Source organism: Fusicatenibacter sp., from assembly GCF_977045365.1.
Window position 1 is genome coordinate 67,128 of record NZ_CDRRUH010000007.1, and the last position, 11,407, is coordinate 78,534.

Consider the following 11,407-nt stretch of genomic DNA (forward strand, 5'->3'; position numbering starts at 1 on the left):
TTATAAAATTATACAAAAATACAGAAATTCTTAAGATTTCTTTTACTCCCGCTCTTTTCTTTCTTTTTATACTGGACAAATGGCGGGCATCACGCTACAATAAGAGCGTTGCACTAAGAAACGATAACATTTTGTAAAAAACGAGAGGTGTATATGATTACCAAATATCTGATTGTATTTTTGATTTCCATGGTTCCGCTCATCGAGCTGCGTGGTGCGATTCCGTACGCGGTGGCTTTCCATATTCCGACGCTTCCGGCCTATCTGATCGCCGTCATCGGAAATATGCTTCCGGTTCCGATTATTTTCCTGTTCGCTCGAAAGGTTCTTGTCTGGGGATGTGATAAAAAGTATATCGGAAAGTTCTTCACCTGGTGTCTGGAAAAAGGCGAAAAGGGCGGGGAAAAACTGAAAGCAAAAGCCGGCCGCGGACTTCCGCTCGCCCTGCTGCTCTTCGTCGGCATCCCGCTCCCGGGAACCGGCGCATGGACCGGCACACTGGCCGCAAGTATCCTCGATATGGACTTTAAGACCAGCGTTCTCGCCGTCATGGGCGGTGTTCTCCTCGCAAGCGTCATCATGCTGCTTGCAAGCTCCGGCGTATTCGGGGCAATTGGGGCGCTTCTGGCGTAAACGGCTCTGCTTCCGTTTCAATTCCATAAAATTTGGCTTACAGCCGCACAGATTTGTTTTTCCGATCTGTGCGGCTGTTTTTGTATAACTTTTTTCTAACAGAAATTTTCTCTGCTGTTTCCTGTTCACGTTTTGCCGGATCGAATTCTGCTTCTTTTCTTCCAGTATTTTCGTGTACTATTTTCATTTTTCCTCTTGAACATTCGTTCGATTTATGTTACACTTCTTTTATCGAACAGTTGTTCTTTTCGTAAAATACCTGTTATCTTATTGTTTTACTTTTATTCGTATTCATTGGAACATAGAAAGGAATTTTTCTGCCATGCAGTTATCATCACAAACACTTTCTCTCTCCGAGAAGCTGAATCTTCTCGCTGACGCGGCCAAATACGACGTTGCGTGCACTTCCAGCGGTGTGAACCGTGCCGGAAAACAGGGACATCTCGGCAATTCGGTCTCCTGCGGTATCTGCCACAGCTTTTCTTCCGACGGACGCTGTATCTCTCTGTTGAAAATTCTGCAGAGCAACGACTGTATCTACGACTGTAAATACTGCGTCAACCGCGCCGGGAATGACCGGCAGCACGCCACGTTTACACCGGAGGAGGTCTGTACACTCGTCACGGAATTTTACCGCCGAAACTATATTGAGGGACTCTTTTTAAGTTCCGCCGTCTGCAAAAATCCCGCCTATACGATGGAACTCATGTACCGCACCCTGCATCTTTTACGTAATCGTTACCGCTTCAACGGCTACATCCACGTCAAAGCTATCCCCGGCGCACCCGCCGAGCTGATCGAAAAGACCGGCTATCTCGCCGACCGCATGAGCGTCAATCTGGAACTTCCAACGGGAGAAGGGCTGCAGAAACTGGCCCCGCAGAAGACACAGAAAGCGATTTTAAAACCCATGCGCCAGATCCAGTCCGGCATTGTGGATTACCGGCTGACCGCAGGGAAAAGCGCTTTTTTGGAGCGTTCCTCGGGAAACCGCTATCTCTCCCAATCCATTTTCGATACACGAAAGCAGATTTCCGCCTCCGCTGCCGATCCGGGCTGGATCTCTTCCTCCTCCGCGCGGTCACTGCCGGAAAAGGAACGCTCTGCTCCCTTCGTTCCTGCCGGCCAGAGCACGCAGATGATCATCGGTGCGACAAAGGAAAACGATTACCAGCTTCTCTCCACCTCACAGCTCCTCTACCAACAGTATGACCTGAAGCGCGTCTTTTACTCCGCCTACATTCCGGTCAACGAAGATTCCGCCCTGCCCTCACGGGAGACCAAGCCGCCGCTTCTTCGGGAACACCGCCTCTATCAGGCGGACTGGCTGCTCCGCTTCTACGGTTTTCAGGCAGATGAACTGCTCGATGAAGCCCACCCGAACTTTCATGCACAGCTCGACCCGAAATGCGACTGGGCGCTGCGCCATATGGAGCTGTTCCCGGTGGAGATCAACACGGCTGAGTATGCCGACCTTCTGCGTGTTCCCGGCATCGGACCGAAATCGGCCATGCGGATTGTAAAGAGCCGCAGAAGCTCCCATCTTTCGTTTGAGCACCTGAAAAAGATCGGTGTGGTGCTGAAGCGCGCCAAATATTTTATCACCTGTGAGGGAAAAATGATGTATCACTTGCGGCTGGAACAGCAGTTTCTGACCCGGCAGCTCACGGGAGAAGAAGCCGTCTCCAACTGGGAGGTTTCCCATCCGGAACAGTATCAGCAGCTTTCTCTGTTTGACGCTGCCGTACCTGGGCATATATAATCCCGGGCGTTCTTCTCATGGAAAAGCCTTTTTGCTGTATCTGCGCTTTTTTGCAGAAGGCTGTTGTCTGTATCAATTGATTTCAGAAAGGATTTTATTATGACTGTTTACACCTGCAGCCCGGATCTTGCGTCGATCCTGACCTGCATCTATGAAGCCTGGAATTCCCGTCTCGGCTACCGCAATGTGCGGCTGATGACGGAACCAGTCGGCAATCTGGAGCTGTTCTGCGATTACTGCCATGTTGAACCGGACGCAGAAAAGGCCGCCAGCGTCACGCGATCCATTCAAAAGAAGATCGGCGCAGCAGCCTGGCGGCTCGTCTATCTCTGTGCAATGTCCGAGAGAAGCGACGCTCCCGACATCATTTATCGTTTTCTGCTCTACGGCTTTTCCTATGGAAAGGATACCCTGCATATGCTGCAGGAACCGGCGGTATTCCACGCTTTTGAAGTTTCCCGTCAGGTCACAAATGAAGCGCATTCGTTCCGGGAATTTATCCGTTTTGCAAATATTTCCTCCGGTTTTCCGATCCTGGTCTCGCATATTTCCCCGAAAGCCAATGTGCTGACCCTGGTCGCTCCCCATTTTTCTGACCGGCTCCCCTCAGAAAACTGGATGATTCTCGATGATACCCGGCAGCTTGCCGTCGTGCATCCCGCTGACCGTCCCTTTTATCTGACCCGTCTTTCTCCGGATGAAATAGAACGCCTTTCCCTCACGGAATCCACTTCCGATCCTTACGAAGAACTCTGGAAAGGATTTTTCACTGCAATTGCCATCAAAGAGCGTTCCAATCCCGACTGTCAGCGCACGCATCTGCCGCTCCACTACCGGAATCATATGCCGGAATTTAAAAACCTTTAGAGTCCTAGAATTTTTCCAGCTGTTCCATGTTCAGCACAAACACAGTACAGCCTCCTGTCTGGGTATCGATCGGAACAGAGTAATTTCCGCCCGGGCAGAAGTTTCCGCTTTCCATCGGGGTGGCCGCATAGGTAACTGTTTTCCGAAGCCCTGCTTCCTGTTTTAAGATCGCAAGCACAGCATCGAGCTTATGATCATCGGTTCCGATCAGCAGTGTTGTGTTCTTCTCTTTCAGGAAACCGCCGGTCGTGGCAAGCTCCGTCACAAAAAAGCCTTTTTTGTTCAACTCGGCAATGGTGTCTGCCTCGTCCTCTTTCCGTAATACAGCAACAATTAACTTCATACAAATTCCTCCTCGCATCCTCCGGTCAAACGGATTCTGATTTTTGAAAAGTCAGCTGCTTATGCCGTATGGCACATTGCATTTTTCTGTTTTCACAGTAAAAATAGCATAATGTCACAGAAAAAGAAAGTCTTTTTTTACTTTTTCACTTCAAATCCGTATGACACGGTTCCATTTTCGAATACCGCGTCCACTTCGTAGATGTAGCCGGCCTCGGCTCCCGGAATGCTCCAGCTCTCCGCATGCTCCACAGAAACGCTTTCTCCCTCCGGGTAACCATTGCCAAAGTCCTGCCCCCGGTCTTCGGCCGGCCATCTTTCTGCTGTGACAGAATCCGGCTCTTCCGAGAAGATAAGCTCCAGATCGGTTTTTCCTTCGTCATTTGCTGTATTCAGATCATTCAGTTCCGTCCATTCCAGAATGAACGCACTGTCCGCAACGACGTTCTGACCATTGCCGTCCTCATCAACATAAGACCAGGTATAACCTCCCTGTGTTGCCATAGCTGTCATCTGGGCATCTGGCTGTGTGTAGCACAGATTCAGAAACGGAATTTCCGATGGATCCTTTTCCGGCAGAATCTGGGAAAGTTCCTCATCGAATTTTTCTGCATCCGCCTCCGTACCGCCGCTGATTCTCATAATACGGCTGATGCCCGGATATTGTCCCGGATAGGAGTTCAGCATAATACCGTCGCCCTCCACCTGAAGAAAATCTCCTTTTTTGATCTCGGACGGATCAATGGCATTTCCATTTTCATCGTAAAGTGTGTCGGACGGTGTATGTGTCACATAGATGTTTCCGTGTTCCAGATCTCCCAGGTACCATAACCCGGAATCTTCTGCAAGAAATACGGCTTTCTGTACTTCTTCAGCCCTGTTGCTGTCCGCTGCGGCACTTGCTGTATCTGCATTCAGATTTCGGTCCCGTTCCGTTTTCATATAGATTCCGCCTCCAATCAGCGCGGCGGCAAATACAACACCGGTCACTCCAAAAATAACTGCGTTTTCTTTTTTCATAAGCATAGTCTTCCTTTCCTGTTGTTTTCCTGTTGTTTTCCTGTTGTTTTCCTGTTGTTTTCCTGTTGTTTTCCTGTTGTTTTCCCGTTTTTTTTACACGACTTGCTTTATCTTTCTGCAAGACATGCAAGAAACGTTTCCCCGTACTTTTCAAATTTGCTCTCGCCGACACCGGAGACCGCCAGCATTTCCTCTTTGTTGGACGGTTTCTCCATCGCCATCTGGATCAGTGTTTTATCCGAGAAGATAATATACGGCGGCACTTTATGCTCCTTTGCAAGCTCCATCCGGAGTGCCCGCAGTTTTTCGAATACCGAGGCCTCATCGTTGGAAAGATCCTTTGCCGCCGCTGAAGTTCTTGTCTTTGTCTTCTCTTTTGCTGCCTTCGGCATCCGCTTTTCTTCTTTCGCCATCTTCATCAGCATCGTGCCGTCCTTATCCAGCAGCTCCGATGCTCTGGGCAGAAGACGCACAATACTGTAGGTATCGGCTGTTACATAGAGATATTCCCGCACCTGCAGCTCGTTTAAGATCTGGCGCAGACGATAAACCGGCTCTTTTGACAGCTCCCCGTAATGGGAATTTTCATCCATATGGTACTGACGGATTTTCGCGGTGTTTGCGCCATGCAGCGTATCGAGAATCACCGTCGTGCCATAACGCTGGCGGCATTCCCGCACACAGCCCAGAATTGCTTTTGCCGCCGCTGTTACATCCACTGTCTCAAATTCCGAGAGGCAGTTGGAACAGTTTCCGCAGTAGTTGGAACCGTATTCTCCGAAATACCGCAGGATATAGTCTCTCAGACACTCGTGCGTGAAGCAGTAGAACGTCATTTTTTTCAGGCGTTCCTCTTCCCTCTGGCGGATCAATGCCGTCATCTCGGGATCTTCACTCTCCTGTGCCATATTTTCGATAAAGAACTGGTTTGTGATTACATCCTGTCCGGCATACAGCAGAATACATTCCGCCGGAAGACCGTCCCTGCCTGCTCGTCCGGCCTCCTGATAATAGCTTTCCATGTTTTTCGGCATATTATAATGGATGACGTACCGCACATTCGATTTATCGATTCCCATTCCGAAGGCGTTCGTCGCTACCATGATCTGCTTCCGGTCGTAAATAAAGTCTTCCTGGTTTTCTTTCCGTTCCAGATCGGAAAGGCCCGCGTGATATCTTGTGACAGAATACCCTTTCTGTTCGAGCTTTTCACAGACCTCCTCCACATTTTTTCTGGTCAGACAGTAAATAATGCCGCAGTCCGCCTCATGCTCCGCAAGAAAGGACTCTACCGCCGCAAATTTGTCTTTCGGCTGCTGTACCGTAAATTTCAGATTCTTCCGGTCAAAACCAGTTACCAGACGTACCGGGGCACGCAGCGACAGCAGTGCCTCGATATCGTCCCGCACCTCTTTTGTTGCCGTTGCCGTAAAAGCTCCGATCACCGGACGCGTGGGAAGCTGATCTACAAACTCCGTGATTTTCAGGTAACTTGGGCGGAAATCCTGTCCCCACTGGGAGATACAGTGTGCCTCATCCACACTGATCATCGAAATCTCCATCGACTGCACCGCATACAGAAACTCCGGTGTCAGAAGACGCTCCGGAGCGACATAGATAATCTTGTATCTGCCCTCCATGGCGAATCCAAGTGCTTTCCGGTACTGCGCTGCACTCAACGAGCTGTTCAGAAATGCAGCGTGAACTCCCGCCTGGTTCAGGGTGGATACCTGATCCTTCATCAGGGAAATCAAAGGAGATACTACCAGCGTAATCCCCGGCAGCAGAAGCGCCGGAATCTGATAGCACAGCGATTTTCCCGCGCCGGTCGGCATGATGCCGAGCACATCCTGCCCGGAAAGAAGTGCATCCACCAGCATTTCCTGTCCCTCCCGGAAGGAGTCGTAACCGAAATACTTTTTTAAAATCTCATATTTTGTCATCTTGTTTTTCTCTGCCCTTTCCATCCACTCTACCGCCATTGTGACATAGATTGCAGGTAAAGTCAAACAGATGTGTGCCGCATGTTTTCTTTCACCCATACATATATTGTCTCAAAAAGTCCTGGAGGGGAATTTTATGCGTTCTCTTTCACCCCTTTCCCGCCGGATCCTGAAAAAAGCCGGTATCGCCGCCGCTTTTTTCTGCTCCGCTTTCCTTTTTGGCTCTGTTCTGTCCCACTTTACCTGCCGTGCGCTCCGAAAGGCAGCCCCAGTTTTTCTCTCTGCTGCTCCGGAGACACCTGTTTCTTCCGTTTCGCTGCCCGTTCTCTCCTCCGCTGCCGAAAACTGGGGCCTCTCCTTCCCTGAAAAAGGGAAGACTCCCGTCGGCAACGCTACATCCGAAGAGCTTGCCGCCTACAATGCCTGGTTTGCCGCTTCACCGGAAGAAAACATCATTTATCTGACGTTTGACTGCGGCTACGAAAACGGCAACACCCCGGCAATCCTTGACGCACTCCAGAAGCATCAGGCACCCGCGGCGTTTTTTGTCGTCGGCAATTTTCTCTCCGACCAGCCGGATCTTGTCAAACGCATGGCGGCAGAAGGCCATATCGTCGGAAACCACACCTGGTCGCACCCGGATATGTCCAAAATTTCCACGCAGGAAGCCTTCTCCGAAGAGCTGAACCGTGTTTCCGCTCTTTACCAGGAGACCACCGGCCAGGAAATGGTGAAATTTTACCGGCCTCCTCAGGGAAAATACAGCACGCAGAATCTGCAGATGGCAAAAGATCTCGGCTATCAGACCTTTTTCTGGAGTCTTGCCTATGTAGACTGGTACCAGGATCAGCAGCCGACCCACGAGGAGGCTTTCAAAAAGTTGACCGGACGCATTCATCCCGGTGCCATCGTCCTGCTTCATAATACCTCATCCACTAACGCGGAGATTCTCGATGAGCTGCTGACGAAGTGGGAAGAAATGGGATATTCTTTCGGCTCTCTCGATCAGCTTACCTCGAAATCTGCCTGATGGCCGGAAATACGGTTTCTCATGTATTTCTGTCTTTCTTTTGTTCCGCCTTTTTTATCCTGCTTTCAAACCGGAACGCCTCGTCTTTTACTTCCTTCCAGAGCCGCAGCACACAGATCAGGTTCGGCACCGCCATGCAGGCATTGGCAAGCTCCGCAAAATTCCAGACCGTTTCCGCCATGCAGACGCACCCGGCAAACGCTGCAAAGCAGAAGAAAACACGGTAAACCATTCCGAAGCTATCCTTTTTCACCAGCCAGAGAAACGCCTGCTCCCCCTGGTATGCCCAGCCGGCCATCGTTGCAAATGCGAACAGCAGAATCCCGACCGCAACAACAGAACCTCCCGCCGGTCCGAACACACTCGCAAAAGCACGGATTACCATCGCCGCGCCATCCGCTTTTTCCGCCTCCGGTATCCGTTCTGCCGCCCCGGTCACTCCGATGACAAGGCCGGTCACAAGACAGATCACCATGGTATCCACGAACACACCTGTCATGCTGATGTACCCCTGCCGCACGGGATCGTCGGTCTGCGCCGCCGCAGCACTGATTCCGCCTGCTCCAAGCCCTGCTTCATTCGAAAACACACCGCGGGAAATTCCATACCGCAAGGCCGGCGGCAGCAGGGAAATTCCCGCACCCACCGCTCCTCCCGATGCCGCCCGGAAAGAAAACGCGTCCTGTATCATCGCAACCAGTGTCCGCGGAAGCTCTCCGGCGTGCAGGCCGATTACCATTCCTGCCCCGCCCAGATAAAAGAGTGCCATTCCCGGTACCAGCACCTCCGCCGCTTTTGCAATGGAACGCAGTCCGCCTGTCACCACGAGCAGCAGAAGAATCGTCAGCACCAACGCGCTTTTTTCTCTTGCCACGCCAAACGTATCCTGCATCGCCAGCGCAATCGAGTTTGCCTGCGTCATATTGCCCATTCCGAGAGATACCAGCACGGCGCTTCCGGCAAAAAACACAGCCAGCATCTTCGCCAGCCGCTCCCCCGGAAATGCTCTGGTCAGCGTCACCATCGGACCGCCGCAGTATGTTCCGTCTTTTCTTTGCATCCGGTACTGCACCGAGAGAAAACTCTCAGAAAATTTCAGGGCAAGTCCCACAACCGCTGCAAGCATCATCCATACCAGTGCCCCCGGTCCTCCCAGCGCCATTGCAGAAGCAACCCCCACGATATTGCCTGTCCCGATCTCCGCCGCAAGTTCCGTCATCAGCGATGCGAACGGCGAAACTCCCGCTTCCGTTTTCTCTCCGGTGCGTCTCGCATCCTGTCCGAACGCCGCACGAAGGGCAAAAAGCAGCCGTCGAAGGGGCAGCGCGCGAAGCTGGATCATCAGAAAAATGCCTGTTCCAAGCAGCAGAAAAAGGAGCGGCAGTCCCCAGGCAGCTGCATTCGCTGCTTTTAGAAAATCATTGATTTTTGCAAGCGTGGCCATATCCATTCCCCCTGTACAAAACTCGCAAAGAAAGCGTGTCCCGTCCTTCCCTTTTGAAACGGTTTTCTGTCTTTGCACTTTATGCAGCACCGCACAAAAAAAGAACCCGACAGCAGCCTTACGGCCCGTCCGGTTCTTTCGATCTTCATCTTATTTTGTTGTATTCCGCTTCCGCCCGTTTTTCAGGACTCCTGCTCCTTTAAATCATCCGCCACGAGAACACCCGCTTTGAAGCCCATCAGCATCATCTCGAGCATTTCCGCATCGTAATTGCGGTATTTCAGGTAATAAAACAGCGAATCGAGATAATTCAGAAAGCCTTTTTTCGTCTCCGGACTTAAAATCACCCGTTTTCCGTCGCCCATCAGATATTTGGTAATCCGGGAAAAGACGAACTTTTCGTTCAGAAATGCCATCGCATCCGATGTCTCATCCTCCACCAGGATCTGGATCGGTTTTCTCCGCAGCAGCCAGTAGGTCTCATAGGAGATCACTTTCAATGAATTGATATGCTTTGCCTGATGAAAATGTTTCAGGCGGGAAATATCCGTGAAATAGTCCAGCACTGCATGGCTCAACAGCGACTCGCTGATCTGGATTTTCTCGCGGATGCCGAGACTCTTGGCAAATTCCTCGATTTCTTCGTAAAAAACAGCGTAACGGCTCTGGATTACTTCTTCGGAAAATTCTTCCAGAAGTCCGTCGTAGTTTGTGTATATTTTTTCTATTGTATTCATTTTTCCTCCCCGGGCAGATTCAGGATTTCATAGCAGAGTTTCGTCCGGACAAAGTCAGTATATTCGGTCATCTCGCGCTTTTCCATTGTTCCGTAGCGGATCGGCGAGGTGTTTCCCATCAGATGTTTTCGGATTTTTCCGGCTTTGACTGCCGCCATCATATTCTCCGCAGAGTCCTCTGCTGCATGAGAGAAGCCCATGCGGCCCGTGTTTCTTCCATCCATTTTCTTATCCTTTCCCATGTCTGAAAAGCAGTTTTATTCTTTCAGTATGCTCCAGACGGCATCATCCATCGTATGAATTTCGTTCAGGTCACGTTTTTCCACTGCTGCCTTGACCTGCGGTTTTAATTCACGCTTGCGCACGATCGTTTCCTTGCTCTGGAACTTCTCATCCGGCACAACCTGGAGACGGCGGTAGAACGAGCCCATCTCATCTCCCATACCCGCCAGACGGTTCAGCAGCTCGGAAAACTCGGTCAGCATGGCGTTTCCCTTGCGCCGCGGATAGAGAATGCTGTGGTCAATCTCTCCCCAGCCCTCCTCGAACAGCGTCTTGATCTGAATTTCAATATAGACGCCGCGGTAAACGACAATGTAATGCACCGCACGGTAATGTTTCCGGTCCAGAATATTCTCCTCGGGAATCCAGTTCACATAGATATCGGCGTAATCACCAAGTCTCGTATGGACTTTCGGCGGCTCTGCCATATAGCCCGATGCATTCTGGTCGTAGTCACGGCCGTAATCACGGATGTATTTTTCCGGATCGTTTCTAAACCAGTGGGTAATGTATTTATGGAAGTTTACCCAGTCCTCCCGATACAGCAAAAGTCCCCGGATTCCGATCAGGTCTGTCACATAACGCATGTAGTTTGTCGCATCCATTTTCCGGTATTTTGCATAATTTTCCAGACGCTTGCGCACCAGCTTTTCCACCAGATGTTCGGTGTCCTTCAGGCGGCTGTGGTATGACTGCAGTCCGATCTCTTTTTCCTTGTCCTGCAGAAATTCTGCTACAAATTCTTTTCGGATCTTTTCCAGCGTCGGCCGGCGCCGTTCATAATCATCCGCAATTTCCAGAAGTTCTTCCCAGGAAATATCTGCCTCTTCAAATTCCTGCGGCAGAATTCCAAATTTCTGCAGAAACTCGTCCTTTGTCAGATACACGTAGATTCCTCGCTCTCTTTGTCAATTCAACGTACAGGTTTCTTTTTTTCAGAACGCACCCCGGAGAAACCCGGCCCCGCTGCGTTCTGACGCACCGGAGAGATTATAGCACATTCATCCCCGCTTCACAAGTAAAATATTTATTTAAGAATGCACATTTCCACTTTAATCTTTCTGCCAATTTCTTAAACTTTCCTTAAGCTGTCTTGATGTTTCACCTGCCCCATGGTAAGATAATCGTAACTTGGCAGAATTGTCTGCTGTTTACACTTACATTAAGAGGGACTAATTGTTAAGAAACCAAAAACATAAAAATATGTTTATAAATATAGGTAAAAGTGGACATACGAAATCTCTTATCTATAGCTTAACAATAGGTCTCAAGCCTAAGTGACTGCTACTGTCGAAAGACATGTTGCAGATAGGAACTATGTTAAGTAGTAAGGTAAAGACACACCTT

11 protein-coding genes are annotated in these 11,407 nt (G+C 50.2%); 4 read left to right on the forward strand and 7 right to left on the reverse strand.

All coding sequences use genetic code 11. The features are described 5' to 3' along the window. Positions 1-153 precede the first annotated feature (153 nt). The 3 genes from ACY2VW_RS03150 to ACY2VW_RS03160 all read left to right on the forward strand — a co-directional run bounded on the left by ACY2VW_RS03150 (position 154) and on the right by ACY2VW_RS03160 (position 3,262). Positions 154-633, forward strand: a complete 480-nt coding sequence (locus ACY2VW_RS03150) for a COG2426 family protein (protein WP_022461923.1) — start codon at positions 154-156, stop codon at positions 631-633. Positions 634-955: 322 nt separating this feature from the next. Then, positions 956-2,395, forward strand: coding sequence for a putative DNA modification/repair radical SAM protein (locus ACY2VW_RS03155; protein ID WP_461876972.1), 1,440 nt, complete (start codon positions 956-958; stop codon positions 2,393-2,395). Between the two features lie 99 nt (positions 2,396-2,494). Then, positions 2,495-3,262, forward strand: coding sequence for a TIGR03915 family putative DNA repair protein (locus tag ACY2VW_RS03160; protein ID WP_461876973.1), 768 nt, complete (start codon positions 2,495-2,497; stop codon positions 3,260-3,262). Positions 3,263-3,266: 4 nt separating this feature from the next. Here ACY2VW_RS03160 and ACY2VW_RS03165 read toward each other — a convergent pair whose 3' ends face one another. From ACY2VW_RS03165 to recQ, 3 genes are all read right to left on the reverse strand, one after another. Then, positions 3,267-3,605, reverse strand: coding sequence for a cyclic-di-AMP receptor (locus tag ACY2VW_RS03165; protein WP_055227503.1), 339 nt, complete (start codon positions 3,603-3,605; stop codon positions 3,267-3,269). 137 nt (positions 3,606-3,742) lie between these two features. Then, entirely contained in the window at positions 3,743-4,624 is an 882-nt protein-coding gene (locus tag ACY2VW_RS03170; RefSeq protein ID WP_461876974.1) for a hypothetical protein, read from the reverse strand. Between the two features lie 107 nt (positions 4,625-4,731). Next, positions 4,732-6,567, reverse strand: a complete 1,836-nt coding sequence (recQ, locus tag ACY2VW_RS03175) for a DNA helicase RecQ (RefSeq protein WP_461876980.1) — start codon at positions 6,565-6,567, stop codon at positions 4,732-4,734. 136 nt (positions 6,568-6,703) lie between these two features. Here recQ and ACY2VW_RS03180 point away from each other — a divergent pair, with 136 nt between their 5' ends. Further along, positions 6,704-7,597, forward strand: a complete 894-nt coding sequence (locus ACY2VW_RS03180) for a polysaccharide deacetylase family protein (protein WP_461876975.1) — start codon at positions 6,704-6,706, stop codon at positions 7,595-7,597. A gap of 19 nt (positions 7,598-7,616) precedes the next feature. Here the strand turns inward: ACY2VW_RS03180 and ACY2VW_RS03185 are convergent, their stop codons facing one another. The 4 genes from ACY2VW_RS03185 to ACY2VW_RS03200 form a co-directional block, all read right to left on the reverse strand. Further along, complete coding sequence (locus tag ACY2VW_RS03185) at positions 7,617-9,041, reverse strand: alanine/glycine:cation symporter family protein (protein ID WP_461876976.1); 1,425 nt, start codon at positions 9,039-9,041, stop codon at positions 7,617-7,619. 182 nt (positions 9,042-9,223) lie between these two features. Further along, the gene (locus ACY2VW_RS03190) at positions 9,224-9,778 is read right to left on the reverse strand and encodes a hypothetical protein (protein ID WP_461876977.1); all 555 of its coding nucleotides are present in this window, start codon (positions 9,776-9,778) and stop codon (positions 9,224-9,226) included. Continuing rightward, a complete protein-coding gene (locus ACY2VW_RS03195) occupies positions 9,775-10,002 on the reverse strand; it encodes a hypothetical protein (RefSeq protein WP_055227506.1) in 228 nt (75 codons plus the stop codon). Before ACY2VW_RS03195 ends, ACY2VW_RS03190 begins: the two co-directional genes overlap by 4 nt. 33 nt (positions 10,003-10,035) lie before the next feature. Continuing rightward, positions 10,036-10,947, reverse strand: a complete 912-nt coding sequence (locus ACY2VW_RS03200; protein ID WP_461873294.1) for a GTP pyrophosphokinase — start codon at positions 10,945-10,947, stop codon at positions 10,036-10,038. Positions 10,948-11,407 lie beyond the last annotated feature (460 nt).